The sequence below is a fragment of the Bacteroides stercoris ATCC 43183 genome (assembly GCF_025147325.1).
Taxonomy (GTDB): Bacteria; Bacteroidota; Bacteroidia; order Bacteroidales; family Bacteroidaceae; genus Bacteroides; species Bacteroides stercoris.
On the sequence record NZ_CP102262.1, the window covers coordinates 1888526 to 1914340 of the forward strand.

Below are 25815 nucleotides of genomic sequence, written 5' to 3' on the forward strand. Positions count from 1 at the left end.
CTTTATATCTCCATTTATGTAAGCTCATCAATTCTTGGCAGGGATATGCTTCAATATATCAAGCAGGTGATCCCAGAACTTTTGTACAGTGGGGATAAGCATCCGTTCATCGGGAGAGTGTACTCCCTGCAGGGTAGGCCCGAAGGAAATCATATCCAAAGAGGGGTATTTGTCGAGGAATAACCCGCACTCCAGTCCGGCATGGATAGCCTTTATTTTGGCATCCACACCAAACAGACGCTTATATGATTCCGCCGCAATTTCCAGGATTTCCGAGTGCGGATTGGGTTTCCAGCCCGGATAGCCGTCGCCGAAAGATACGCTGGCTCCTGCCATTTCGAATACGGTACGTACCATAGTCGCAATGTCTTGTTTGGAAGACTCGATAGAACTGCGCTGGCTTGTCTCGATACGGATGATGTTACCGGGTTTCATCTTTACGGATGCCAGATTGGTGGAGGTTTCCACAAGACCCGGAATGTCCTGGCTCATGGCATATACTCCGTGTGGAGCTGCGTAAAGAGCCTGTAACAGACGTTTGGCAGTGTCTTTGTCGATAGCTTTGGCACGGGGATTTTCCGATTCGAGGGTAAACTGCAAATCGGGGTCTGCTACAGCATATTCGGCTTCTGCCTGGGCGGCGAATACATTCAAGTCGGTACGCAGTGCATGCTTGTCGGCTTCGGGGATGGCTATAATGGCATGTGCTTCGCGTGCAATGGCATTGCGCAGGTTGCCGCCGTCGATTTCGCAGAGATACATATCGTACTTCTTGAAAGTCTGACTCAGGAAGCGGTTCAATAATTTGTTGGCATTACCGAGTCCTAAATGGATATCGCCGCCGGAATGTCCGCCTTTAAGTCCTTTTACCTGTACCTTGCAGCAGAAATATCCGGCAGGTACATCCACCTCTTTATAAGTGAATTCGGCTACGGAGTCTATGCCGCCCGCACAGCCGATGAACAATTCTCCCTCATCTTCGGAATCGAGATTCAGCAGGATGTCACCGCTCATGAAACCTTCTTGTAAGGCAAAGGCACCGGTCAGTCCGGTTTCCTCGTCTACGGTGAACAGGCATTCGACAGGTCCGTGTTCGATACTGTCATCGGCAAGGATGGCAAGTTCGGTGGCTACACCGATACCGTTGTCCGCCCCCAGCGTCGTACCTTTGGCTTTCAGCCATTCCCCGTCTATCTCGGTCTCGATAGGGTCGGTGAGGAAGTCATGCTTCACATCATTATTCTTCTCGCATACCATGTCTACATGCGACTGTAGCACAACGGTCTTTCGGTTTTCCATGCCCGGAGTGGCAGGCTTTTTAATCAGTACGTTTCCGGCTTCGTCCACCTTTGTTTCCAACTTATGTTTTTCTCCGAATGCTTTTAGAAAAGCGATAATCTTTTCTTCCTTTTTGGAAGGGCGCGGTACCTGGCAGATTTCCTCGAAATAGTGGAATACGCCAGCCGGTTTCAAATCTTTTTTTTCCATATCTTAATAGTTTATAGCAGCCAGGATACAAGTGAAGCGTATCCTGATCTTCTGTTATCTTGTACAAATTAACCTCTTATTGCTAAATATGGTTAAATTAATTGGCTATTTTATTTCCCTTTCTCTTTTTTTAGAGTAAAAAAGGGTGCTTAGTCCAACCAAAGCCCTATATTTGCACCCACAAAACAGTGCTGATAAAAGTAAAAACAAATTTCAAATGCTTTTTATCGGACGATATTCTGTTTTGTGCAACAAATTTAATGGAAATGCTTGGTACATTATTGATAACTTTGTTAATAGTTGCTATTTGCATTGTTTTATTGGGCGTGAAGGTCTTTTTTGTGAAAGGCGGTAAGTTTCCTAACGGACATGTCAGCGGTAATAAGGCGATGCGTGATAGAGGAATCGGATGCGTGCAGTCGCAAGACAGGGAAGCACAGAAGAAAAGCCGCTTCTCTATCGATGAACTGGAGAAAGCCTTAAACGATAGTATGAACTAAATAAACTAAAAACAATATTTTTACAAATTATGAAGAGATTAAACTACCTCGTAAACGGTTTGGCAGCTCTTGCACTAATCGTTTTATTTTCTCAATGCGCCGGTAAAGCGGATAATCAGACGACTAATGCATCAGCACAGGCAGCCGGACTGTCCGGAATGAAAATTGCTTATGTAGAAATAGATACGCTTTTGGCAAAATATAACTACTGCGTCGATTTGAATGAGGCAATGGTGAAGAAGAGCGAAAATGTACGTTTGACTTTGAACCAGAAAGCAAAGGACCTCGACCGTCAGAAACAGGAATTCCAGACAAAAGTTCAGAACAACGCTTATCTGACGCAGGAACGCGCCCAGCAGGAGTATAACCGTATTGCCAAATTGGAACAGGATTTGCAGAACTTAGGTAATAAGTTGCAGGCTGAACTGATGAGCGAGAACGAAAAGAACAGCTTGCAGTTGCGTGATTCTATCAATGCTTTCCTGAAGGAGTATAACAAGACTAAGGGTTACAGTATGATTATCAGCAACACCGGTTTTGACAATCTGTTGTATGCCGACAGCATTTATAACATTACCCGTGAAATTTTGGACGGTCTGAATGCAAGATACTCTTCTCCAAAGAAATAAGTTGGAAAATAGTTGCGGAGTATTCTGTTAGCTTGGTTGATATAATGAGTTAAGAAGATAACCGTAATAAGTTTATATCATAAAGAAAGGAAGTTAATATCATGCTTGGCATGAAGTTAACTTCCTTTTTTATATTCAGTGGCAACTGTTTTACTTTACCTGTACGATATCATAATTCAAATCGCTTACAGCCTCTTGCAGGCTATCGTTTACCAGTCTTAATGTGGTGTCGTTTACAACCACGAAGTACACGGGAGAGTCACCGTTGTCGGGAGTCAGCTTATAGGCGGTTTTCTTATTATTGTTAACGTCTTTCTGAATAACCTGACGTTTTCCTTTGGAGGTGAAGGAGGTGTTTTTTCCCTGTCCTTCCGCATCCAGATAAGTTGTGACCAATGTATAGCCGCTTTCACCGTTAGGGCCTACACTGTCTACACTCAGCACATACTGGATACCCGGACCGTCGGCAGCTGGAAGTATGCCTTCATAAACGGCTACTGCGGAAGAATCGTTGCCGGCAACAGTCATTACGCCTTCGTCCATGGTGTTGTTGTTTTGATTTCCTTTTGATTGGCAGGATACCAATGCAGCGGCAATCGCTGCAATCATCATTACTTTTTTCATTGCTTTAATGGTTTAAATTAATATAAAGAGACGCCGGTGGCGTTATTCTTCATCATTCCGTTTAATAACGAGCAGTTTGTCTACTCTGCCGCGGTCCATATCCATTATTTCAAACTCCAGGTTTCTGTAGCTGAAAATGTCACCGGCTTTCGGGATGCGTCCTATAAGGAACATGGCGAGCCCGCTTAAAGTGGTAAAGTCCTCTTCCTTCAGGTCATCATAATTCAATATCCCCATTGCTTCCATAAAGTCATCTATATTCATCGAAGCTTCTACCAGCATGGAACCGTCGGCTCTGGCCACTATTTCCTCTTCTTCCGTTTCGTTCTCTTCCAGAATATCGCCGAAGATACTTTCCGTCAAATCATGCAGAGTGATAATGCCTTCTGTATTGCCATACTCGTCTACAACAACTCCGAACTTGTTTTTGTTCTTCTTAAATAGCTCTAAAACCTTTTTGGCATACAAACTTTCGGGAATAAACAAGGGCGGACGCGCAATTGTGCGAAGATTGAACGGTTGCTCACCACCCAGCATCAGGATAATATCTTTTACAGAAACAACACCTATGATTTCGTCCTTGCCGTTTTCCACCAACAGATATTTGCTGAAGTGCTCTTCCTGGATAATCCGAAGCACTTCTTCTTGCGTGTCGGAGGGGTGCAACACGATTACATCGCGTCGGTGCGTCATCAGGTCGTTGGCACGTTTGTCCGAGAAGCGGAAAACATCACGCAGCATTTCGGTCTCTTCTTTGTCGATAACGCCCTGCTCGGAACTTTGATGCAAAATCATTTTCAGTTCTTCCTGTGTCATCTGCCGTTCTTCCCCGTCTTTCATGCCGATAAGCTTGTTTGTCAGTTTGGTTGAAGCACTGAGGAGGCAGACAAACGGATAGGATACTTTTGTCAGGATAATCATAAAAGGACTGAGCAGGGTGGCATAGCGTTCCGGATTGTTCAGTGCCATTGATTTTGGAACCAGCTCTCCGATAATGAGCGACAAATAGGTGATAACGGCTACTGTAGTAACCATTGCCAGGTCTTTGGCATACAATTCCAGGCCGGGAATCATGGCAAATAGCGGAGTTACATCATCGGCTATGGCTACGCCGCCATATGCACCTGATATGATACCAATCAGCGTAATGCCGATTTGAATGGTAGATAGAAATTTTTCGGGCTCTTCCAGTTGTTTCAAAACCCCTTTTGCACTTTTGTTTCCTTTACTTACAAGAGTCTCTAAGCGTGCTTTACTTGAAGATACTAATGCAATTTCGTACATGGCAAAGATGCCATTCAGGATAAGTAGAAATAGAATAATGATAAATTCCATGTTTGGATTACAAATTGTTTGTGTACAAAGATAATGTTTTTTGGATATTTATTATTAATATTGCCGTTCCTTAAGAAGATTAAACAAAATAGCATGAAAAACAAACTTTATCTGTTCGTATTCTTATTGCAAGTGCTGGCTTTAAGTGTACATGCCGCACGTGTAGACACTGTGTTTGTAAAAAGTCCTTCGATGAACAGGGAGGTAAAGGTGGTTTATATCCTTCCGGATAAGGCCGTTGCCGGAAATCCGCAAGCTTGTCCGGTAATCTATCTGTTGCACGGTTATGGAGGCAACGCACGTACGTGGATGGGTGTCAAGCCGGAGCTGCCTCGGATTGCCGATGAAAAAGGCGTAATATTCGCATGTCCCGATGGTAAGAACAGTTGGTATTGGGACAGTCCCCGGAATTCCGCTTATCGTTATGAAACTTTCATCTCTTCGGAACTGGTGAAGTATACGGATGAGCATTATGCTACGATTCCCAAGAAGAGTGCGCGTGCCATCAGCGGTTTGAGTATGGGTGGACACGGTGCGTTGTGGAATGCCATCCGCCACAGCGACATATTCGGTGCGGCGGGAAGTATGAGTGGCGGAGTGGATATCCGTCCGTTTCCTGATAACTGGGAAATGAAGAAGCAGTTGGGCGAGCTTGCCGCCAATGAAGCGGTATGGGATAGTCATACGGTAATCAATCAGGTTGATAAACTGAAGAACGGTGATTTGGCTCTGATTGTCGATTGCGGTGAAAGCGATTTCTTCCTTGATGTGAACAGGAATCTGCACAAAAGGTTGCTGGAGTGCAAGATAGACCACGATTTTATAACACGTCCCGGCGGTCATACCGGTACGTATTGGAATAATTCCATAGATTATCACATTCTGTTTTTCTGCAAATTCTTTAGCAGATGATTACTCAATCACATAGCTTACGGTACGGGTATAATCCGTGCCGTAACTGTTTATGACTTCTTTGCAGGAAGTCATGAGATTGCGTTTGTCAAAAGAGAAGATATAATTGGTGACCTCTTTATTTCCATCGGGGATAATCCGGTCTATTAAAATAGGAAACGGCTCTCCCAGGAATTTCCCGTATAGAGCGGCTGTATGTAGCGAAAGCGGATATAATTCGGCGAGAAACAGGCAGGGAACTCCTGACAGATTATTTATTCCGTCATTTGCCGGAGTGGTAGCCGTATATGCCTGCCCGTAAGCATCTGTCTTTTGCAGGATGCGCAATGCCTGATAGTTGCCGTAGTCTATGTCGATGGATGCGTATACGCCGTCATTGATGCTTTCGGTTATGTTTTTCAGGTAATATTTACCTTCCGGAGCGGTGAAATACGAGAAAGTATAGGTGCGGATCGTACCGTTTTCCTGCCGTGTACATGAGGTGGCGTATCCTTTGTCGTCCAGGGTATAGACTGACACATTGCCGAAATTATCCGTTACTACAGCCTGATGTTCACTATAAGTTACTGATGCTGCGTTTTCAATGCACATCGGTTCGCCTTGAACCGAATAACTTTGTACGATAGTGAATCCGGTCAATTGTCCCTGACTGTATGAGTAGGTTTGAGTGGTGGTTACTGTAGGTACTCCCGCTTCATAGGTACTTTTTTCCGATAATTGAATTTTGGAAAAGGGTACGGTAGAGCGGTTTCCGTTGACGGTAGAGTCATGATTGTCTTCACAAGCTGTCATTACTGTGAGTACAACTGACAATGCAAAGACTATTTTTCTCATTATTTCCGTTGTTTAATTCATTGTTTCTGCTATTTGACAATCAACCCCTTGCGCAGGTTCTTTTGAGTGGTGAAACTCCGGACTATGGCAGTGCCTGTTTTTGGGGTCGGCAATTCGACAATTCCAGCTATGACTTGCAGGGCTGTATGGAGCAAAATTTCGTCAGGCTCGCCTAAGGGCAGATAGTATTGCAGGTAGGATGTTTCGTTGATAGCGATATCCGGCTTAAAGCCTGCGCTATAGTCCGCTTCTCCGTTAGAGTTGAATACTTCGCATACGACCGGACGTACCGCCCAGGGGTATTTGGGATTGATGAAAGTTTCCGTAGCCACGTATTCTCCTTTGGTTGTCTGTCCGATGAGCACTACCTTCATATAGGGTTTCAGGCAGTTAATAAGCATTTCCGCTGCACCGGCAGTGGTTCCGCTTGTGATGATATAAACGGTGGGCAGATTCAGATTGACTCCGCCTTGCAAGAGTTGGGAGTCCAATATCAGGTCACGGTTTTGGGCGCTTTGCTTATCATTATATTGCAAGAAAGCAAAAGGGCTTTCCAATTTATCGGCAGGTACAAGGATATCTGCGAGAAGTTGCACGCATTCCATTTCTCCACCGGAATTATAGCGGAAGTCGAGTACAAGATTATTAATGCCGCGTTGCTTGCATTCTTGGGAGAAAGCACGTAACTCATTGTTGTACTTCTCACTCTGTTCCGCAGTGCCGGCAGTGAAAGAGTTGTATGCCAGATAGGCTATCTTGTAATCAGTGCCTTTCAGTTGTATAAAATTTGTGTCATAGATGGCGCTCTCCGTTACCGGACGGACTGCCGGGAGTGCAACATCTCCTGTTTCCTGTATGATTCCTACCTCTTTATCTTCTTCTTCTTCGTTCTCTCCGTTTTCCGTATCCCCCTCTGTGCCGCCGTTGTTCTCCTCTTTTACTATCACATACTTTCCGATGCGCAATGTTCGTGCACCGCCATCTATAAGCCTTTCTTCCGTCTTTTTGGTGATGGAGTCGCCGTCGACAAGCATTATCCAGTTGCCGCGTTCCAGTCCGGCATCCTTGGCGGGAGAGTTCTTTGCCACGTATGATACGAGGGCAGTATAGGTTGTGTCGCTGGTAGCCACTTTATATAATGTGTAGTCAAAACCATAACTTGGCAACGGCGTATCCATTATTGAATCGACGGTGGAAAAACCTTTATCGTTTTTTGATAAGATACTTTTTAAGAAAGCGTCCGGAGCCTGAAAATAGTTCAGACTGTTGGCAGCCGGAATATCCTCGTACCATAAGTAGACTTCCCGCATCAGGCTGTCCATCCACAGGTCACGCCCTGTCAGCGGATAGTATTCTTTCCAGCGGTCTTCTCCGCAGGAAAACAGGCTTGTCAGTGCAAGGAGTCCCAGTAAGGGAAAATATAACAGCTTCCTTATCTTCATCAGTCTCTATATCATTTGGTTTTCGTCCGCAAAAATAGCGAATACTTCTTGTATCTACCACAAATATGGTATAAAATTCCCTATTGTATGTCATAGCTTGCTTGGTTTTATCCCTCTATCTTTGCAACATCCGAGTATAAATCGGGGAGGATTGGAAACAGGCTTCTATCCTCTCATAAATACAACTGACAATGGACACAAAGAATTTACATTTTGAGACACTGCAACTTCATGCAGGACAAGAACAGCCCGATCCCGCTACAGATGCGCGTGCCGTACCTATTTATCAGACTACTTCGTATGTATTCCGCAACTCGGCACATGCAGCCGCCCGCTTTGCGTTGCAAGAGCCGGGGAACATCTACGGCAGACTAACGAATCCCACACAAGGAGTATTCGAGCAACGTGTTGCCGCCCTTGAAGGCGGTGTTGCAGGGCTGGCGGTTGCTTCCGGTGCAGCGGCTGTGACCTATGCTTTCGAGAATATTACGCGTGCAGGTGACCACATCGTAGCCGCCAAAACCATTTATGGCGGAACATACAATCTGCTGGCGCATACATTACCGGCTTACGGTGTCACGACCACCTTTGTTGATCCGAGCGATTTATCCAACTTCGAGAAAGCTATTCAGGAGAATACAAAGGCCGTGTTTATCGAGACATTGGGAAATCCTAACTCCAATGTTATTGATATTGGTGCTGTTGCCGAAATCGCTCATCGTCATAAAATCCCTTTGATTATCGACAACACCTTCGGTACTCCTTATCTGATTCGCCCTATCGAACATGGTGCTGATATTGTGATACATTCCGCCACAAAATTTATTGGCGGGCATGGTACTTCTTTAGGCGGTGTTATTGTAGATGGCGGCAAGTTCGATTGGGTGGCTTCCGGTAAATTTCCGCAACTGACCGAACCCGATCCGAGCTATCATGGCGTGCGCTTTACCGATGCGGCAGGTGCGGCTGCATATGCTGTCCGTATCCGTGCCGTTTTGTTGCGCGATACCGGAGCTGCCATCAGTCCTTTCAATGCCTTTGTTCTTTTGCAGGGTTTGGAAACACTCTCTTTGCGTGTGGAACGCCATGTGGAGAATGCGCTGAGAGTGGTGGAGTTTTTGAAGAATCATCCTAAAGTGGCGGCTGTGAACCACCCGTCTTTACCAAATCATCCGGACCATGCGTTATACCGGAAGTATTTCCCGAAAGGAGCAGGTTCCATCTTTACCTTTGAGGTAAGGGGTGGAGAGAAGGAAGCTCAGACATTTATTGACAACTTGCAGATATTCTCATTATTGGCAAATGTGGCAGATGTAAAGTCGCTTGTCATACATCCCGCTACTACCACCCATTCGCAATTGAATGAACAGGAATTGGCAGAGCAGGGCATCAAGCCGGGAACGGTACGCCTTTCAGTAGGGACGGAGCATATAGATGACTTGTTGGATGATTTGTCCCAAGCGTTGGAGAAAATTTAAGTCCGGAACCAAAGAGCATTTCGTCCGATGAAACCATTTGTTCGTCGGATGAAATGTTAGATACATTATTAATATGAATATTGCCGTTTTATTATCCGGGGGTGTTGACAGTTCGGTTGTCGTACATCTCCTTTGTGAGCAAGGTCACCGTCCCTCTCTGTTTTATATAAAGATAGGAAAGGATGATGCCGAGTATATGGACTGTTCGGCAGAGGAAGACCTGGAGATGGCTTCTGCCGTAGCGCGCCGTTACGGTCTTTCGCTGGAAGTTGTCGATTTACATCGGGAGTACTGGGATAATGTAGCCGCTTATGCTATTGAAAAAGTTAGCCGCGGGTTCACTCCGAATCCGGATGTGATGTGCAACAAGCTGATTAAATTCGGTTGCTTTGAACAGCGGGTCGGCAGGCACTTCGACTTTACGGCAACCGGACATTATGCTACTACCGTTCTGCAGAATGGAAAGACCTGGCTGGGAACAGCCCTCGACCCCGTAAAAGACCAGACGGACTTTCTTGCGCAGATAGACTACCTGCAAGTGTCCAAACTGATGTTCCCGTTGGGCGGACTGATGAAACAGGAAGTGCGCGATATTGCTTTGAAAGCTCAGTTGCCCAGTGCCCGAAGACGAGACAGTCAAGGAATCTGTTTCTTGGGACGGATTAATTATAATGACTTTGTCCGTCGTTTCCTCGGAGAAAAGGAAGGCCGGATTGTTGAGTTGGAAACGGGAAAGATACTGGGTACGCATCGCGGTTATTGGTTTCATACTATCGGTCAGCGTAAAGGCTTGGGCTTGAGTGGCGGACCTTGGTTTGTGGTTCGTAAAGATACGGACGAGAATGTAATTTATGTGTCGCACGGATATGATACGGAACTGCAATACGGACATGAGTTCAGTATGCAGGATTTTCATTTTATTACGGAAAATCCGTGGGAAGGCATTAAAGATGAGATTCCGGTTACGTTCAAGATACGCCATGCTCCCGGATTTATCGGCGGCAGGCTGTGGCAGGACGAAACAGGCTATCGTATTGTTTCAGATGAGAAGTTGCAGGGCATAGCTCCCGGCCAGTTTGGCGTTGTATATGATGAGGCTGCCAAGCTTTGTATCGGAAGCGGGGAAATCAGATATAGTACTCCACCAAATCCACAATGCCCGCTTTCATAGCATATTTCGTAGCTTCGTGGGCATTGTTCACATTCAGTTTTCTGAAGATGTTTTTCCGGTGGCTGTTCACGGTATGGAAACTGAGGTTTCTTTCGGCTGCTATTTCTTTGGTCGTTTTTCCTAATGCAATCTCTTTCAGAATACTTCTTTCGGCAGGCGTCAGCAGAGCGTTTTGCAGAGTGGGGTGGGGAGCAGCCGACTGGTTATTTCCCGAGAGTAATAAGTTGCTGACGTGATTACATATAAAGCGTTCCTTACGTGAAGCGCATTGCAGTGCTGTGAGTATCTCTTCTTTGGAATTGTCCTTCAGCACTACTCCGAATGCCATGCTGCTGAACAATACTTGTCGCAGAAAGCCGACGCTCAGTTCGTCGGAAAACAGTAACCAGTCCGCTGTTTTGAAGCGTTCGTGCAATACAATCAGTTCATCGGCGCCGGTAAAGTCAAACAGTGTATAGTCCAATATAACCACCGCTTCGGGATGTAACCGTAGCTGTTGTATAAGCTCCGCTTTATTGTCGGCTTCCAGCAGCAAGGCGGTGTCTTTCTGTTTGCTCAACAGAAACATCATGCCTGCTTTGGTTATATCTTGATTGTCCGCGATGATAAATTCTCTCATGATGAATATAATATATAAAACTCCGCTGCAAATGTACACTTTTTAAGCGACTTGCAGCGGAGTTGGGAATATATATATTGTAATAGGGCTACCAGGAACGTCCCTTAAAGATATTCGATTGGTTCAACGGCAGCAGGCTGCCACTTAAAGTCATAGTATTGGAGTTGAAGTTCGGGCTGATGGTAACGGTTGCATTATTACCGCCGTTGGTCAGCGTAAGGAATATCTGTGCGGAGATGCCGATACCCTGGATGCTGAAATTACAGTTGATGTTGCCGCGTTTGTCGGTAGACATTTTCATGTCCGATACCGTCCCGTCCACTGTTACGCCGCCGATACCGTTAGGACCGGGATAAACCGTGTTGAAAGCCACCTGTACCGTACCGCGTGCCTGATTTACCAATACGAAGTTTGTGTTGGAAGTGACGAAAGCCGTCTGCCCGTTGCGGAACATTACCTGATTGGCTTCCAATACAAACTTCTGTGCTTTCAGCGCTGCTACGGCATCATCGTAGGAGACCGCGTCGGCTGCCTGCTGTTCCGCTTTCAGGCGTGCGCGCTCTGCGTCTCTTTGGGCTTTGCGGTCTGCACGGCGTTGTGCGTTACTCTCTTGTGCATACACGGTGGTTGTCACCATGCTCATCAATACTAATGCTGCTAATGCAATAAACTTTTTCATACTTAATTTTTGTTTAGGTTTAAATTATATTGTTCGTTATAAGTTTATTGCAAGAACAATGCCCATCCGCGATTGTTCACTCTCTTTTTTAATTTTATGAGATTTAAGGAGTTGGCGGCGGGGCTATGAAGTTATTTCCTTCTCACTATCTTATATCCGATTGCCGCAACGAGTATGCTCATCAGCGGGCTGATGAGGTTGAAGAAACAATAGGGGAGATAGGTCAGTGTGGGTACGCTCAGAATGGTGGCCTGAGTCATTCCGCACGTGTTCCACGGGATGAGGGCCGAGGTTACGGTAACGGCATCTTCCGTGGTGCGGCTCAGTAGGCGACTTTCGTATCCTTTCTTCTCGTAGATGTTGCTGAACATGTTTCCGGTAAGGATGATGCTGATGTATTGGTCGGCTGTGGCAAGATTGAGAAATATTCCCGAACCGACGGTGGATGCTACCACACTGACCGTATTCTTCATGAACCGGACGAATACGGAAGTGATGCTTCCCAGCATACCGCTTGCCGTCATTGCTCCACCGAAACACATGGCGCAGATAATGAGCCATATCGTGTTCATCATTCCTGCCATGCCCCGTGTGGCAATCAGCTCAGTCAGCATGGCACTGTCACTTTGCAGGCTGGTACTGCCGTACAGGCTCATCATTGTCCCTTCAAACAAATCATTGTTTCCGGAAATCTCGTGCAGCAGTTCGGGCTGAAATATAATAGCGAAAGTTGCAGCCAGAAGCGTGGATAGAAACAGGGTGATGATAGAGGGTACTTTGCGTGCAATCAATATTCCCGTAACCACCGGAACAATCAGCAGCCACGGCGTAATGTGGAATCTGGCATTCAGCGATGCGGTAAACTCGGCTATCTGCTCCGTACCGCTGGTTTCGCAGGCAAATCCCATTACCGTAAAGATAACCAGCGTAATGACGAGCGACGGAATGGTGGTAATCATCATGTAGCGGATATGGCGGAACAGCGGAGTGTCCGTGACGGATGCGGCAAGTACCGTTGTATCCGACAGCGGCGATACTTTATCGCCGAAATACGCTCCCGAAATAATGGCACCTGCAATCCAGCCCTCTTCAAACCCTTGCGCCTTGCCTATTCCCAGGAGGGCGATGCCGATAGTGGCGATGGTGGTCCACGAACTTCCCGTCATGATGGACACCAATGCGCAGATAACGCAGGTGGAGGTGAGGAAGAAGTCCGGATGTATAATCTGCATTCCGTAGTATATGAGAGTAGGGACTACTCCGCTAATCATCCATACGCCGCTCAGCGCACCGATAATCAGCAGTATGATAATGGCGGAAGTCACTCCCGCCACATTGTTGGTAATGGCTATTTCGTAATCTCTCCAGGGAATCCGGTAGAAAGCTACGCCTATAAAGACACAAACGGCTGTGGTGATGAGCAGGGATATCTGGCTTCCGCCGCTCAAAGCGTCACTGCCGAAAGTGCGGATGGTGGCAAACAGCATTCCTATTAAGAGGACGATGGGGAGAAAGGATACAAGAGGGGAAGGAATTTTCTTTGTTGTACTCATGCGATAATCTTACTGTAAATATGACGTGACAAAAATACAACAAAACTGCCTAATACCTTTCTATTTTCCTTTCCTGCCAATAAATATTATCAATTCTTTGCGTTTACTTGGAATTTTGATAGTATATTTGACTTCCCATTGATGCTTTTGAATATATAAGACTTATGAAAAAGAAATCCCTTTCCACCGATAAGAAAGTCGTTACTTTCGGTGAAGTTATGCTACGGCTTACTACGCCCGGTTTCCGCCGCTTTTCGCAGACTAATGAATTTATTGCTACATATGGTGGCAGTGAGGCTAATGTGGCAGTGTCTTTGGCGCACTTCGGCATTCCTACGGAATTTGTTACCCGTCTGCCCGATAATGCCGTGTCGCGTGCATGTATCAATTCGCTTCGTGCCAGCGGGCTGGGGACGGACGGTATTGTATTTGGCGGTAAACGTTTGGGATTGTATTATCTGGAATGCGGCGCAGCTTTCCGAAACTCCAATGTGGTGTACGACCGCGAGGGTTCTTCTTTCGCCACGCTTCGTCCGGGTATGATCGATTGGGAAACCATTTTTGCCGATGCAGGCTGGTTTCATTGGTCGGGCATTGCTGCCGCCCTTTCGCAAGAGGGAGCCGACGCTTGCCGGGAAGCGCTTGAAATAGCCGACCGTATGGGGCTTACCATCTCGTGTGATTTGAATTTCCGCAAGAAACTTTGGAACTACGGTTGTACTGCTGCCGAAGTGATGCAGCCGTTGGTGCAGTACAGCGATGTCATTTTCGGCGCAGAACCTGAGTATCAGGAGATTCTCGGCATACAGCCCGTAGGATTTAGAGCTGTTGATACCGCCGATGTTTCTTTTGAGTCTGATTTGCCATCTTTCGAGAAGTTCGGACAAGAGGTGGAGCGACTTGTCCCGCGTTGTCAAAAAGTGTTTCTGGAATTGCGTAATTCCATAACATCCAATCATAACGTGCTTGCTGCTGTTCTTTATTCCGATGGCACTTTGAAGCATACAGGCATTTATGATATTGAACATGAAACAGACCGTGTAGGCGCTGGTGATGCTTTTGTGGGTGGTATGATATACGGTCTGATCACTTATCCGGATGATGACCGGAAGGCATTGGATTTTGCTCTTGCCGCTTCCGCATTAAAAAATACCGTTTATGGAGACTTCAATCTGGTGACGGTGGATGAGGTGGAAAGCCTGATGAATGGAAATACATCGGGACGGGTATCGAGATAAGAAGAGGAAATATCGACAGACAATAGCCCCTTTCGCTGTTCCGTATGAGGGTGTCAAAATACATTTAATGATTTCTTTTAGGTACGGAATTACACGGATTTCACGAAAAAAGAATAAAGAAAATCTGTGTTTACCGTGTAATTTGTGTTTCCGTGAATTCTGTGTAATTCCGTGCCTAAAAAATCGTAAGCGAATTTTAGTTTTGACATACCCTCTTAAAAGCGAAAGGGGCTTTTGGGTGTGTTTTTCAATAGCTGTTTATACTTCTGCCGCAGTTTCCGTTGCTTCCGGCTGTGCTTCTGCCGTCAGGTTGCGGTAAATGACAGCGGTACATCCAAGTGCTGCCACAGTGTATACAATGGCGATGATGAAGAGAAGGAGCATTGCAAATCCGCCGCTTGCTATGTTGAAGATAATCATCATAAGGACATAGAAAGCCAGTCCCAACAGGAATGATACGCCGAAGATAGTCCATTTGTAACCGTAAGTGGCTTTGTTGCTTCGAATCATGGCTTCGCCCGGAGCCACGCCTTTATCGAGTAAGATGTAGATTGCGAGCGACCAGCCTATGGATATGATGATCCCCGGTATAATCATGAAAAACAAGGCGGGAATAATGGCAAGGTACATCAAACCTATCAAGGTGAAATATTCCCCCATGTACTTACGGTATTTCCCGTCGAAGATGAATAAGGGGGAAATAACCTTTCCTTTGCTCAATTCAATGGGAATGGTGTTCATAGCGATGGTTGTGCCTACATTCAGGTAAGGAATCCAAATGGTGAGCAGCCAGAGAACAGTAGCTCCCAACATGGATACTGCATTTTTAATGCCTAAGCCGATACCTTCGGAAAGAACTCCTGTCACTGTGATTTTCTTGTGTGTTTCCATAATTAGATGATTTTAGATAAATGTTTATTAATTAAATCTGTATTCGACAAATGTATAATAATTATGGAGAAAATCAAAGCAATTTGAAATTTTTTTTGCGTTTTCCATGAAAAAATATCAAGGGAATAGGGCATGCTGTTGCTCTTTGTGGCAGATGGTAATCAGAAGAGACAGCAGGGTCAGCACCGTGCCTATGCCTGCTACTCCTACCCAGCCCCAGGTCTGCCAGCAACTGCCGGCGAGGAAGGTCCCCAATGAACCGCCGGTGAAATAGGTTGTCATGAAAATAGTGTTTACCCGGTTGGATGCCGAAGGGCATATATCGAAAATGCTCGTTTGGTTACTGAGCTGGATGCACTGCATGCCGATATCTATCAGTAGCACGCCGGCAATGATGCCGGCATAGGTGTTGCCGCAGAAGTAGAGCGATGCCCATGCCAGTAGAATCAGACCGCAGCCGATAAAGTTGAAGTTGCGTATTCCTACTTTTTTCACATATTTCCCTACGAGGGATGCGGTAGATGCACCTGCTATTCCGCATAGTCCCAAAATGCCGATAACATCACTGTCGGCATAGAACGGGGCTTGTCCCATTTTGAATGCGAGGCACGACCACATCGCGAGGAAAGAGCCGAATGCAATGCCTGCGCGTATGGAGTAGATGCGCAAAGACGGATAGTCTTTGATAAGGGAGAACAGGGATTTCATCAAATCGCCGTACTTTCCCTGGAATGTAGGCTGTATGTCCGGCAGTATTTTCAGCACGGCAATGGCGCACAGCATCATCATGCCTGCCGCAATGAAGTACATTTCGCGCCAACCCAGCACTTCGCCGACAAACCCGCTGACGACGCGCGAGGCGAGTATGCCGGTGAGCAGACCGGATATGACGATGCCTACGTTGCGTCCTTTATTCTCCGGACGGGAAAACTGGGAAGCTATCGGCACGAAGATCTGCGGTATCATGGAGCAGATTCCGGTGATGAGCGAAGCTCCCCATATGATGTAGATGTCGGGGGCCGCACCTATGGCGATGAGCGAGAATATCAATAAGGTAAAGTTTGTCAGGATAATCTTTTTCCGCTGGTAGAGGTCGCCCAATGGCACGATGAACAGCAAACCGATAGCATAGCCCACTTGCGTTATCATGGCAATAAGGTTGGTTTTGAACTCGGACACGCCCAGCTCGTGGCGTATTACGTTCAGCAAGGGTTGGTTATAGTACAGATTGGCTACAGAGACACCTGCCACGATAGCAAGCGTCCAGAGTATATGTGCCGGGAGCCCTCCGTTTTCCTTTAATTCCGTTTTCATGCGGCAAAGATAGTGAAAGGCGAGAGCAGAGGCAAGTGAAAACACAGTTTTCAAACTTGACTGTGCTGAGCCGCATTCTATCTTAATATAAAGATAGTGAAAGGAAAATAGATGTTTTGCCAGTTGGGATTTTTTGTTTCCTTTAGCGAAACTAAAAGTTTCATGCTGAGAACTAATAGGTTATACTTCGTTTTATCTGTTATTGTGTATGGCTTTTGTTTTCTTATAACAGGTATATAGGCGTGACAGATACTTGTAAGGATATTAATCTGTCTGAAAAACAGTAATGGTTTTATGCTATTATTTTTATTCAATCTTGAATTCTGCTGCCATATACCACTTCTTATTTGTACCGTTAAATTCCACTTCCTTGTAAACCCGATATTGACCGGAAGTATTGTCATTGAACAATGGATAGAGTTTGGCTTTGAAATGGTAATCACCGTCAGGTTTCAATATAATGCCAATGTCGTGCACCAAACTGTTGTCATGTAATGGTATCCATTGTTCTCCCTGTTTGCGTGCTACAAAATAATATTCGCCAAAGAATAAATTTTGTTGGCTTAAGTTCTTGTTGGTTAGTATTACATTTACACTTTCTGTTCCAATCGGGTAAACAGGTTTCTCGGTTTTCATGCTTATTTGCAGTGTGTCGGTATATGCTCTTTGTGTAAAGGGGGAAGGTTTGCGTACTGCTCCATAGTTAATGGCAGAATAGTTAAGCATCTCCTTTCTGAATAATTTTTGAAAATGAATGGAATTATTAATCAGATTCACAAAGATTGAATCACCGCGCATACCAGAGCCATAAATATTCTGTGATGAAATTGTCTTGCCATTCCAAGAGGCGGCATCCATCTGTTTTCTCAGCCGTTTGGCTCCGGCTTCATCAACTAATTCAAACTCTGCATAAGCAACTTGGGCGTTTCTGTTGAAAGTTTTGTAGATACGATATTTGCCAGCACGATTAGGAACTTTGGAAGTATAAAGCTTGATTGTCTGTTCTCCCGAAGGATATTCAGGGTCTAATATCCAAGCTATATCTTCAATAATCGGGTCGGTTGGCAATGTTTCCCATTGTCGTTTATCATTATTGTAATAGGTAAGGCTGTAATCGTTTCCACACATATACTCTTGTTGGGAATAATTGGTAACGGTTAGTTTCACTTCTGTAGTTGACAGTGGATAATAATCGTATTCTGTCTGCATGGAAAGTGAAGTAGGACTGACGGCTTCTCCCGTAGGAATATCACGCGGAACAGGTTGCAGGACAAAGGATGTTGTTTCCGATGGTTGTTCTTGTTCTTCTTTCGTTGGAATAGGTTTAAATTTAAAAATACTGTCTGGATACAACTCTTCTTGTAACAGGCTGCTGTCTGCTTCATTTTCTTGCCCTTTCTTAGAAGTAGTGGAATGGCAAGAACATAGGGTTATTAGTAATAAAAATAATATCTGTTTCATAGTGCGTATGTAGTTATTCGTTTAACACTAAGATACCAAAGACAAAAATAATAAAAGCACAACTCATTAGCAATCTGAATTGCGCTTTTATTTTATTGCCATCATTCAATCACCGCCTATTATAAGAAGAAATGAGTATCAGAATAGGGAGATAAGTATTGTAATGGATATAAAATAAAAATCCCTATAACCATTACAGTTACAGGGATTTATATATTAGTAATGTATTATATTACTTGTTCAAGGCAGTAGCCACGTCAACCGCACAAGCCACTGTACATCCTACCATCGGGTTGTTACCGATACCCAGGAATCCCATCATTTCCACGTGAGCGGGAACTGATGAAGAACCAGCGAATTGAGCGTCAGAGTGCATACGACCCATAGTGTCCGTCATGCCGTAAGAAGCAGGACCGGCAGCCATGTTATCCGGGTGAAGCGTACGACCCGTACCGCCACCGGATGCTACTGAGAAATAGGGCTTACCTGCAAGAACGCGTTCTTTCTTGTAAGTACCTGCAACAGGGTGCTGGAAACGGGTCGGGTTGGTAGAGTTACCTGTGATGGATACGTCTACGCCTTCTTTCCACATGATAGCCACACCTTCGCGAACGTCGTCAGCACCGTAGCATTTTACTTTGGCACGAGGACCATCGCTGTATGCGATTTCACGAACAACTTTCAGTTCACCTGTATAGTAGTCGAATTGAGTCTGAACATATGTAAAGCCGTTGATACGGGAGATGATTTGTGCAGCATCCTTGCCCAAACCGTTCAGGATACAACGCAAAGGTTCTTTACGTACTTTGTCAGCTTTAGCTGCGATTTTGATTGCACCTTCTGCAGCAGCGAATGATTCGTGACCTGCCAAGAAAGCAAAACACTTAGTCTCTTCGCGGAGCAACATGGCAGCCAGATTACCGTGACCGATACCTACCTTGCGGTCGTCGGCTACAGAACCCGGAATACAAAATGCCTGCAAACCGATACCGATTGCTTCGGCAGCATCTGCAGCGTTCTTGCAGCCTTTCTTGATAGCGATGGCACAACCTACAACATAAGCCCATTTTGCGTTCTCAAAGCAGATAGGCTGAGTCTCTTCACACGTCTTATAAGGATCGAGTCCGGCAGCTTCGCAGATGGCGTTAGCTTCCTCTATGTCTTTGATGCCGTTGGCGTTCAAGGCTTCGATGATACCTTTGATACGACGGTCTTGACTTTCAAATTTTACTTCTCTAATCATAGTTTCTTTCCTCCTTATATTATTCGTGACGTGGATCAATGTGTTTAACAGCTCCCTGTTCTGCAGTGAAGCGTCCGTAAGTACCGGTTACTTTCTTCAAAGCTTCGTTGGCATCAGTACCTTTCTTGATTTCATCCATGAATTTACCCATGTGAACGAATTCATATCCGCAGATTTCATCGTTTTTGTCAAGAGCAATAGTCTTGATATAACCTTCTGCCATTTCCAGGTAACGGGGACCCTTTGCCAAAGTACCGTATAGAGTACCTACCTGGCTGCGCAATCCCTTACCTAAGTCTTCCAGACCGGCACCGATAATCAAACCGCCTTCAGAGAAAGCAGACTGAGTACGACCGTAAACGATTTGCAGGAAGAGTTCGCGCATTGCTGTATTGATAGCGTCGCAAACGAGGTCGGTGTTCAATGCTTCAAGGATTGTCTTGCCCGGAAGGATTTCAGCAGCCATAGCAGCCGAGTGAGTCATACCGGAGCAGCCGATTGTTTCAACCAATGCTTCTTGGATGACACCTTCTTTAACGTTCAAAGTCAGTTTACAAGCACCTTGCTGAGGAGCACACCAACCTACACCATGTGTCAGACCTGAAATATCAACTATTTCTTTTGATTTTACCCATTTGCCTTCTTCGGGTATGGGAGCCGGTCCGTGGTTAGGACCTTTCTTTACAACACACATGTGTTCCACTTCGTGTGAATAAGTCATAATTAGCTCTTTTTTAAGTTATAATTTAAAAAACGTAGTTCTATGTTTTATTAAACGGTCACAAAGGTAGTCGTTTTCTTGCTTTCTGCCAACCGTTCAATTTGACTTTTTTATTAAAAATAGGTAATAATAAGTTGTAACTCTGTGGAATGTAAAGTAGACTTTGCAGTTTTTGTATTAACTTTGCAGCGTTAATTCAATATACATACTATTATGGTAGAAGTTACTGATGCGGCTTTGCAACAAGCTGCGGGCGAGGGAATGGATGCTTTCATCCAAGTATTTACAGATGCATATAAAAGAGTGATAGGCGGCGAACTTACTGCCGATACGATGCCGTTGCTTACCGGAGAACAGCATTCGTTGCTGGCGTATCAGATATTCCGCGACGAACTCATGGAAGGTGGCTTCTGCCAGTTGGTGCAAAACGGATATGGTGGCTATATCTTTGCCAATCCGTTTGCCAAAGTAATGCGTTTGTGGGGAGTGGGCGATTTAAGCAAATTGGTGTATGCCGCCAAAAAGATATATGATGTCCATCGTGAAGATTTGGAACGTGAGCGTACTGATGACGAATTTATGGCAATGTACGAGCAGTATGAGGCTTTTGATGAGTTGGAAGATGAGTTTCTGGAGAAAGAAGAGGAGTATACGGCTTTGGTTGCAAGCTATGTAGATGAACATTTGGAGTCGTTTGCGAAAATAATAAAGTAACGGTTGCAGTATTTTTTAAGTTTCTGCATTTACCTTATGTGAATTGAATTTTATATCTTTGCAAACTCTAAAAAATAATGTTTATGAAACAATTGAAATTCTTAATGGTTGCCTTTACCTTATTAATGGGCGTTTCTTTTACTTCGTGTCTTAATGATGATGCCGGCGAAAGCATGTATGATGGAATAGGATATGTACGCACTGTAATGGGGAGTTATTTTGTTGATTTATATGGCAATACATATCATCCGACAATGGCTTCCGTTACAGAAATGGAAGCTCAGGGCTTTAAAATGTCGGGTACTGATTTAGCTCAGATTGCTTTTAAATATGTGGAAGATACTCCGGCAACTAAAGCTGAGGGTGGTACTTTTACTCCGCAGGATTATCGTATAAAGTTAGTCAGTGCAATTGCTGTGGATTCTTATTCTACCAGATATGCAAGTTCCGTGGAAGATATGGAGACTATACCAGAAACTGCTCCTATTGTGACTTTGGAGCCGACAGACAATTACGGACAGACTTATAAGCCTTGGATGTATGGTGCTGAAATGCTCGTGTTGCCTATTTCTTGGAAAATGGAGAATAAGGAGGAAATGTTGAAACAGCATACAATGGAATTGGTGTATATAAATGATGAATCTAATGAAAGCAGTACAGAACTTGTCTTTTATTTGAGACATAACAAAGGAACTGATACCAAGACAGATGTTTTTGCTGTTAGAAACAAAGCTTACGATGTAAAACAAATCATGTCGGATTTTAAAGGAAAGCACGGTAGCTATCCTACAACGATAAGAATTAAAGCAAAAACCGATATGGATGGTGCTAAATTGCCTGAGAAGTATACAGATTATACAATTGAAAATTTTAAATGGAATCCTTCAAATCAATAATAATTAATTGAATTACAAAGAACTGTTCCATATAGCAATGCAACTGATTTCCTCTCCGGCACGTGCCTGGGAGGAAATTAGTTTAGAGGATAGGCGAAAAGTTTTTACAGCTTTTGTCTATCCTATGATTGGTTTATGCGGGTTGTCCGTCTTTATAGGCTCTTTGGTGGCTAAGGGATGGGGTGGTCCGCAAAGTTTTCAATATGCCATGACGCAATGTTGTGCGGTGGCGGTATCCTTGTTCGGGGGATATTTTTTGGCAGCCTATCTCATCAATGGGCTACGTGTCCGTATGTTTGCTATGGACAATGATATACCTTTGGTGCAACAGTTTGCCGGCTATGCGTTGGTAGTGTCTTTCATGCTGAAAATCATAATCGGCATATTGCCCGATTTCAGTATAATAGCCCTGTTGCTTCAATTTTATATTGTATATGTGGTGTGGGAAGGAAGTGCTATTCTGATGAAAATAGCGGAAAAAGACCGTTTAAGGTTTACCATTCTTTCTTCCATGTTGTTAATAGCTTGTCCGGCAGTAATAGAATTCGTTTTCAATAAGCTGACGGTAGTGCTGAACTGATTGATTTTATGAAACAAGCTCCTATAAATATTAAGAATAAACGTGCCACATTCGATTACGAATTGGTAGATACCTATACGGCAGGCATTGTGCTCACCGGTACGGAAATTAAATCTATCCGTTTGGGAAAGGCAAGTCTGGTAGATACGTTTTGCTACTTCGCCAATAGCGAGTTATGGGTGAAGAATATGCATATTGCCGAATATTTTTACGGTTCGTACAATAATCATAATGCACGTCGGGAGCGTAAACTGCTGTTGACAAAGAAAGAACTGGACAAGTTGCAACGTGGTTCTAAAGACCCCGGCTTTACCATAATTCCTGTTCGTATGTTCATCAATGAAAAAGGGCTGGCAAAGGTAGTCGTAGCTCTTGCAAAGGGTAAGAAGCAATACGACAAGCGCGAGGCTTTGAAAGAAAAAGATGACAAACGCGATATGGCGCGTGCATTCAAACGATAAGCAGTACGTATAGTAAGTATAAGGTCTGAAGTATAAGCAGGTGTAATATTTATATCTTGATAATTTTATCGGTTGTATTTTAACTTCATACCTCGTATTTAATACTTCATACCTCATACTTTAAAAAGAATACCTCATACTTTATACTTAAATAAAAGTGGCTTCTATTGAAATGTTGGTGCGTGAGCGCATTCTTATTCTGGACGGTGCTATGGGCACTATGATACAACAATACAACTTGACGGAGGATGATTTCCGGGGTAAACGTTTTGCGCAAATTCCCGGACAGTTAAAAGGTAATAATGATATACTTTGTCTGACGCGTCCGGATGTAATACGGGATATTCACCGTAAGTATCTTGTGGCGGGTGCGGACATTATCGAAACCAATACTTTTAATTCTACAAGCGTCAGCATGGCCGATTATCACGTACAGGAGTATGTGCGTGAGATAAATTTTGCTGCTGTAAAACTGGCGCGTGAAGTTGCCGATGAATTTACTGTTTTAACTCCCGATAAACCGCGTTTTGTGGCAGGCTCTATCGGGCCTACCAATAAGACTTGCTCCATGAGTCCGGATGTTAACAATCCGGCTTTTCGTGCATTGACTTATGATGAATTGGCTGCTGCTTATCGTGAGCAGATGGAAGCGATGCTCGAAGCCGGTGTGGATGCGTTGCTGATTGAAACCATATTTGATACGTTGAATGCTAAGGCTGCGATATATGCTGCGGAGCAGGCGATGGAAGCTATAGGTGTCCGGGTTCCGCTGATGCTTTCCGTAACGGTTTCCGATATAGGCGGACGTACTTTGTCAGGACAGACGCTGGAAGCATTTCTGGCTTCTGTGCAACATGCGGATATTTTCTCTGTCGGGCTTAACTGTTCTTTCGGAGCCCGTCAATTGAAACCCTTTCTTGAACAGTTGGCTGCTCGTGCTCCTTATTATATCAGTGCCTATCCCAATGCGGGATTGCCTAACAGTCTGGGTACATACGACCAGACTCCGGCTGAAATGGCAGATGAGATCAGGGAGTACATTCATGAAGGGCTGGTAAATATAATAGGCGGTTGTTGTGGCACTACCGATGAATATATTGCTGCATATTCGTCTTTGATAGTAGGAGCTGTGCCACGTATACCGGCTTCTCTGCCCGATAATCTTTGGCTCTCCGGTTTGGAACTGTTGGAGGTAAAGCCTGAAAACAACTTTATCAATGTGGGCGAACGTTGCAACGTTGCCGGTTCACGTAAGTTTCTGCGTTTAATCAATGAGAAAAAATATGATGAAGCGCTAAGTATCGCCCGGCAGCAAGTAGAAGACGGAGCGCAGATTATCGACATAAATATGGACGACGGTTTGCTGGATGCGGAAAAGGAAATGACCACTTTTCTCAATCTGATAACATCCGAGCCGGAGATAGCCCGTGTTCCTGTAATGATAGATTCTTCTAAATGGGATGTGATAGTTGCAGGGTTAAAATGTATGCAAGGAAAGTCCATTGTCAACTCCATATCTTTGAAAGAGGGCGAAGAAAAGTTTCTTGAACATGCCCGTACTATAAAGCGATACGGTGCTGCCGCAGTCGTAATGGCTTTTGATGAACAGGGGCAGGCGGATACGTATGAACGCAGAATTGAGGTGTGCGAACGCGCTTATCGTCTGTTGGTAGACAGGGGCGGTTTCAATCCGCAAGATATAATTTTTGACCCGAATGTACTTGCAGTGGCTACGGGTATGGACGAGCATAATAACTATGCAGTCGATTTTATCCGTGCTACCGGTTGGATACGGAAGAACCTGCCCGGCGCTCATGTCAGCGGTGGAGTCAGTAATCTTTCATTTTCCTTTCGGGGTAATAATTATATTCGTGAAGCAATGCATGCGGTCTTTCTTTATCATGCCATTCGCGAGGGGATGGATATGGGTATCGTAAACCCTGCCACTTCCGTACTTTACACCGATATACCCGCCGATATTCTGGAACGTATCGAAGATGTTGTTCTCAATCGTCGTTCGGATGCTGCCGAGCGGTTGATTGAGACTGCCGAACGGTTGAAAGCCGAGGCGGAAGCGGCTAAGAGTTCTCTCTCTAACGGTAACTCCCAGCTTTCAAGCTTCAGTTCTCAGCTTGCCTGGCGTGAAGATACCGTAGAGGAACGTTTGAAGTATGCTTTGACAAAAGGCATCGGAGATTATCTGGAAGAAGACCTCGCTGAAGCTTTGAAAGTTTATCCTAAAGCTGTAGATATCATTGAAGGTCCGCTGATGGCCGGAATGAACCATGTTGGCGATTTGTTCGGTGCGGGTAAGATGTTCCTTCCGCAAGTGGTGAAAACGGCACGTACTATGAAGAAAGCGGTGGCTGTTCTTCAGCCTGTCATTGAATCGGAAAAGCAGGAAGGGGCTGCCTCTGCCGGCAAGGTGTTGCTTGCTACAGTGAAAGGTGATGTGCACGACATTGGGAAAAATATTGTTTCCGTAGTAATGGCTTGCAACGGATATGAGATAATCGACTTGGGAGTAATGGTTCCCGCTGAAACGATTGTGCAGCGGGCCATAGAGGAAAAGGTAAACATGATTGGGCTGAGTGGCCTTATCACTCCTTCGCTGGATGAAATGGTACATGTTGCCATTGAATTGGAAAAGGCGGGACTCGATGTACCATTGTTGATAGGTGGCGCTACTACTTCTCCTTTGCACACGGCATTAAAGATTGCTCCGGTTTATCATGCTCCGGTTATTCACCTGAAAGACGCCTCGCAGAATGCAACGGTGGCAGCCCGTTTGATGAATCCTAACCAAAAGGAAGAGTTCGTGAAGAAGCTTTCTAACAAGTATCAGCAGTTGCGCGAGAAAAATCAGGAGAAACAAGTTGAAACGGTATCTCTTGAAGAGGCAAAGGCTAATCGGCTGAATTTGTTTTGAGGTTTTCACTGTCGTATTGCAGATATAAGAACAAGAGAACAGAAAAATATGCAGCAAAAAGTATACATTGCAACCTACTCTATTCTCTTGTCCTTATGTCTGA

General features: G+C 44.8%; 24 protein-coding genes. 11 read left to right on the forward strand and 13 right to left on the reverse strand.

Going from position 1 to position 25815, the window contains the following annotated elements; genetic code table 11:
- Positions 1-27: 27 nt before the first annotated feature.
- Entirely contained in the window at positions 28-1488 is a 1461-nt protein-coding gene (locus NQ565_RS07595) for an aminoacyl-histidine dipeptidase (protein WP_005654711.1), read from the reverse strand.
- A 266-nt stretch (positions 1489-1754) separates the two neighbouring features.
- Between NQ565_RS07595 and NQ565_RS07600 the strand changes: the two genes are divergently transcribed.
- Together NQ565_RS07600 and NQ565_RS07605 are read left to right on the forward strand one after the other, a co-directional pair.
- Positions 1755-1988, forward strand: coding sequence for a hypothetical protein (locus NQ565_RS07600; RefSeq protein ID WP_016661408.1), 234 nt, complete (start codon positions 1755-1757; stop codon positions 1986-1988).
- A 29-nt stretch (positions 1989-2017) separates the two neighbouring features.
- A complete protein-coding gene (locus tag NQ565_RS07605; protein WP_005654715.1) occupies positions 2018-2617 on the forward strand; it encodes an OmpH/Skp family outer membrane protein in 600 nt (199 codons plus the stop codon).
- A 150-nt stretch (positions 2618-2767) separates the two neighbouring features.
- On the opposite strand, the gene NQ565_RS07610 is transcribed toward NQ565_RS07605, so the two are convergent.
- Both NQ565_RS07610 and NQ565_RS07615 read right to left on the reverse strand, forming a co-directional pair.
- Positions 2768-3241 carry a copper resistance protein NlpE N-terminal domain-containing protein gene (locus NQ565_RS07610; protein WP_005654717.1) on the reverse strand — a complete coding sequence of 158 codons (474 nt, stop codon included), beginning with the start codon at positions 3239-3241 and terminating at the stop codon, positions 2768-2770.
- A gap of 42 nt (positions 3242-3283) precedes the next feature.
- Entirely contained in the window at positions 3284-4576 is a 1293-nt protein-coding gene (locus tag NQ565_RS07615; RefSeq protein ID WP_005654719.1) for a hemolysin family protein, read from the reverse strand.
- Positions 4577-4669: 93 nt separating this feature from the next.
- On the opposite strand from NQ565_RS07615, the gene NQ565_RS07620 reads away from it, so the two are divergent.
- Positions 4670-5488, forward strand: a complete 819-nt coding sequence (locus NQ565_RS07620) for an alpha/beta hydrolase (protein ID WP_040315727.1) — start codon at positions 4670-4672, stop codon at positions 5486-5488.
- On the opposite strand, the gene NQ565_RS07625 is transcribed toward NQ565_RS07620, so the two are convergent.
- The gene (locus tag NQ565_RS07625) at positions 5489-6322 is read right to left on the reverse strand and encodes a DUF4595 domain-containing protein (RefSeq protein ID WP_005654723.1); all 834 of its coding nucleotides are present in this window, start codon (positions 6320-6322) and stop codon (positions 5489-5491) included.
- A gap of 29 nt (positions 6323-6351) precedes the next feature.
- On the reverse strand, positions 6352-7764 hold the full coding sequence (locus NQ565_RS07630; RefSeq protein WP_005654724.1) for a S41 family peptidase: 1413 nt from the start codon (positions 7762-7764) through the stop codon (positions 6352-6354).
- Positions 7765-7955: 191 nt separating this feature from the next.
- On the opposite strand from NQ565_RS07630, the gene NQ565_RS07635 reads away from it, so the two are divergent.
- Together NQ565_RS07635 and mnmA are read left to right on the forward strand one after the other, a co-directional pair.
- Entirely contained in the window at positions 7956-9242 is a 1287-nt protein-coding gene (locus NQ565_RS07635; protein ID WP_005654725.1) for an O-acetylhomoserine aminocarboxypropyltransferase/cysteine synthase family protein, read from the forward strand.
- Positions 9243-9315: 73 nt separating this feature from the next.
- Positions 9316-10413 (forward strand): tRNA 2-thiouridine(34) synthase MnmA, encoded by a 1098-nt coding sequence (gene mnmA / locus NQ565_RS07640; protein ID WP_005654726.1) that lies wholly within the window; start codon positions 9316-9318, stop codon positions 10411-10413.
- Here mnmA and NQ565_RS07645 read toward each other — a convergent pair.
- From NQ565_RS07645 to nhaC, 3 genes are all read right to left on the reverse strand, one after another.
- A complete protein-coding gene (locus tag NQ565_RS07645; RefSeq protein ID WP_034535922.1) occupies positions 10370-11032 on the reverse strand; it encodes a LuxR C-terminal-related transcriptional regulator in 663 nt (220 codons plus the stop codon). The genes mnmA and NQ565_RS07645 overlap by 44 nt on opposite strands.
- A gap of 88 nt (positions 11033-11120) precedes the next feature.
- Positions 11121-11711 (reverse strand): DUF4251 domain-containing protein, encoded by a 591-nt coding sequence (locus NQ565_RS07650; RefSeq protein ID WP_005654728.1) that lies wholly within the window; start codon positions 11709-11711, stop codon positions 11121-11123.
- A gap of 131 nt (positions 11712-11842) precedes the next feature.
- Complete coding sequence (gene nhaC, locus NQ565_RS07655) at positions 11843-13264, reverse strand: Na+/H+ antiporter NhaC (RefSeq protein ID WP_005654729.1); 1422 nt, start codon at positions 13262-13264, stop codon at positions 11843-11845.
- Positions 13265-13428: 164 nt separating this feature from the next.
- Between nhaC and NQ565_RS07660 the strand changes: the two genes are divergently transcribed.
- Positions 13429-14502, forward strand: coding sequence for a sugar kinase (locus NQ565_RS07660; protein WP_005654731.1), 1074 nt, complete (start codon positions 13429-13431; stop codon positions 14500-14502).
- Positions 14503-14760: 258 nt separating this feature from the next.
- On the opposite strand, the gene NQ565_RS07665 is transcribed toward NQ565_RS07660, so the two are convergent.
- The 5 genes from NQ565_RS07665 to NQ565_RS07685 form a co-directional block, all read right to left on the reverse strand.
- Positions 14761-15393, reverse strand: a complete 633-nt coding sequence (locus NQ565_RS07665; RefSeq protein WP_005654735.1) for a hypothetical protein — start codon at positions 15391-15393, stop codon at positions 14761-14763.
- A gap of 117 nt (positions 15394-15510) precedes the next feature.
- The gene (locus NQ565_RS07670) at positions 15511-16707 is read right to left on the reverse strand and encodes an MFS transporter (protein ID WP_005654740.1); all 1197 of its coding nucleotides are present in this window, start codon (positions 16705-16707) and stop codon (positions 15511-15513) included.
- Positions 16708-17013: 306 nt separating this feature from the next.
- Positions 17014-18168 carry an immunoglobulin-like domain-containing protein gene (locus tag NQ565_RS07675; RefSeq protein ID WP_005654744.1) on the reverse strand — a complete coding sequence of 385 codons (1155 nt, stop codon included), beginning with the start codon at positions 18166-18168 and terminating at the stop codon, positions 17014-17016.
- Between the two features lie 232 nt (positions 18169-18400).
- Positions 18401-19411: a GGGtGRT protein gene (locus NQ565_RS07680; RefSeq protein ID WP_005654746.1), complete on the reverse strand. Its 1011-nt coding sequence runs from the start codon at positions 19409-19411 to the stop codon at positions 18401-18403.
- Between the two features lie 19 nt (positions 19412-19430).
- On the reverse strand, positions 19431-20132 hold the full coding sequence (locus NQ565_RS07685) for an iron-sulfur cluster assembly scaffold protein (RefSeq protein WP_005654748.1): 702 nt from the start codon (positions 20130-20132) through the stop codon (positions 19431-19433).
- A gap of 213 nt (positions 20133-20345) precedes the next feature.
- Between NQ565_RS07685 and NQ565_RS07690 the strand changes: the two genes are divergently transcribed.
- The 5 genes from NQ565_RS07690 (at position 20346) to metH (ending at position 25712) form a co-directional block, all read left to right on the forward strand.
- Positions 20346-20846, forward strand: a complete 501-nt coding sequence (locus NQ565_RS07690; protein WP_005654749.1) for a DMP19 family protein — start codon at positions 20346-20348, stop codon at positions 20844-20846.
- 83 nt (positions 20847-20929) lie between these two features.
- Positions 20930-21742, forward strand: coding sequence for a hypothetical protein (locus tag NQ565_RS07695; RefSeq protein ID WP_117941230.1), 813 nt, complete (start codon positions 20930-20932; stop codon positions 21740-21742).
- A gap of 7 nt (positions 21743-21749) precedes the next feature.
- Positions 21750-22322, forward strand: coding sequence for a Yip1 family protein (locus NQ565_RS07700; RefSeq protein WP_016661380.1), 573 nt, complete (start codon positions 21750-21752; stop codon positions 22320-22322).
- 8 nt (positions 22323-22330) lie between these two features.
- Positions 22331-22783 carry an SsrA-binding protein gene (smpB, locus tag NQ565_RS07705; RefSeq protein ID WP_005654755.1) on the forward strand — a complete coding sequence of 151 codons (453 nt, stop codon included), beginning with the start codon at positions 22331-22333 and terminating at the stop codon, positions 22781-22783.
- A gap of 172 nt (positions 22784-22955) precedes the next feature.
- Complete coding sequence (gene metH, locus NQ565_RS07710; RefSeq protein ID WP_005654757.1) at positions 22956-25712, forward strand: methionine synthase; 2757 nt, start codon at positions 22956-22958, stop codon at positions 25710-25712.
- The last annotated feature ends 103 nt before the right edge of the window (positions 25713-25815 follow it).

Excerpts from the sequence above, each read along its gene's own strand:
- NQ565_RS07660 (WP_005654731.1), top strand. The coding sequence starts at position 13,429 with ATGAAAAAGAAATCCCTTTCCACCGATAAGAAAGTCGTTACTTTCGGT.
- NQ565_RS07625 (WP_005654723.1), bottom strand. The coding sequence starts at position 6,322 with ATGAGAAAAATAGTCTTTGCATTGTCAGTTGTACTCACAGTAATGACA.
- NQ565_RS07650 (WP_005654728.1), bottom strand. The coding sequence starts at position 11,711 with ATGAAAAAGTTTATTGCATTAGCAGCATTAGTATTGATGAGCATGGTG.
- nhaC (WP_005654729.1), bottom strand. The coding sequence starts at position 13,264 with ATGAGTACAACAAAGAAAATTCCTTCCCCTCTTGTATCCTTTCTCCCC.
- NQ565_RS07605 (WP_005654715.1), top strand. The coding sequence starts at position 2,018 with ATGAAGAGATTAAACTACCTCGTAAACGGTTTGGCAGCTCTTGCACTA.
- NQ565_RS07685 (WP_005654748.1), bottom strand. The coding sequence starts at position 20,132 with ATGACTTATTCACACGAAGTGGAACACATGTGTGTTGTAAAGAAAGGT.
- NQ565_RS07615 (WP_005654719.1), bottom strand. The coding sequence starts at position 4,576 with ATGGAATTTATCATTATTCTATTTCTACTTATCCTGAATGGCATCTTT.
- NQ565_RS07595 (WP_005654711.1), bottom strand. The coding sequence starts at position 1,488 with ATGGAAAAAAAAGATTTGAAACCGGCTGGCGTATTCCACTATTTCGAG.
- NQ565_RS07665 (WP_005654735.1), bottom strand. The coding sequence starts at position 15,393 with ATGGAAACACACAAGAAAATCACAGTGACAGGAGTTCTTTCCGAAGGT.
- NQ565_RS07630 (WP_005654724.1), bottom strand. The coding sequence starts at position 7,764 with ATGAAGATAAGGAAGCTGTTATATTTTCCCTTACTGGGACTCCTTGCA.
- NQ565_RS07620 (WP_040315727.1), top strand. The coding sequence starts at position 4,670 with ATGAAAAACAAACTTTATCTGTTCGTATTCTTATTGCAAGTGCTGGCT.
- NQ565_RS07610 (WP_005654717.1), bottom strand. The coding sequence starts at position 3,241 with ATGAAAAAAGTAATGATGATTGCAGCGATTGCCGCTGCATTGGTATCC.
- NQ565_RS07600 (WP_016661408.1), top strand. The coding sequence starts at position 1,755 with ATGCTTGGTACATTATTGATAACTTTGTTAATAGTTGCTATTTGCATT.
- NQ565_RS07680 (WP_005654746.1), bottom strand. The coding sequence starts at position 19,411 with ATGATTAGAGAAGTAAAATTTGAAAGTCAAGACCGTCGTATCAAAGGT.
- NQ565_RS07670 (WP_005654740.1), bottom strand. The coding sequence starts at position 16,707 with ATGAAAACGGAATTAAAGGAAAACGGAGGGCTCCCGGCACATATACTC.
- metH (WP_005654757.1), top strand. The coding sequence starts at position 22,956 with ATGTTGGTGCGTGAGCGCATTCTTATTCTGGACGGTGCTATGGGCACT.
- mnmA (WP_005654726.1), top strand. The coding sequence starts at position 9,316 with ATGAATATTGCCGTTTTATTATCCGGGGGTGTTGACAGTTCGGTTGTC.
- NQ565_RS07675 (WP_005654744.1), bottom strand. The coding sequence starts at position 18,168 with ATGAAACAGATATTATTTTTATTACTAATAACCCTATGTTCTTGCCAT.
- NQ565_RS07645 (WP_034535922.1), bottom strand. The coding sequence starts at position 11,032 with ATGAGAGAATTTATCATCGCGGACAATCAAGATATAACCAAAGCAGGC.
- NQ565_RS07635 (WP_005654725.1), top strand. The coding sequence starts at position 7,956 with ATGGACACAAAGAATTTACATTTTGAGACACTGCAACTTCATGCAGGA.
- NQ565_RS07695 (WP_117941230.1), top strand. The coding sequence starts at position 20,930 with ATGAAACAATTGAAATTCTTAATGGTTGCCTTTACCTTATTAATGGGC.
- smpB (WP_005654755.1), top strand. The coding sequence starts at position 22,331 with ATGAAACAAGCTCCTATAAATATTAAGAATAAACGTGCCACATTCGAT.
- NQ565_RS07690 (WP_005654749.1), top strand. The coding sequence starts at position 20,346 with ATGGTAGAAGTTACTGATGCGGCTTTGCAACAAGCTGCGGGCGAGGGA.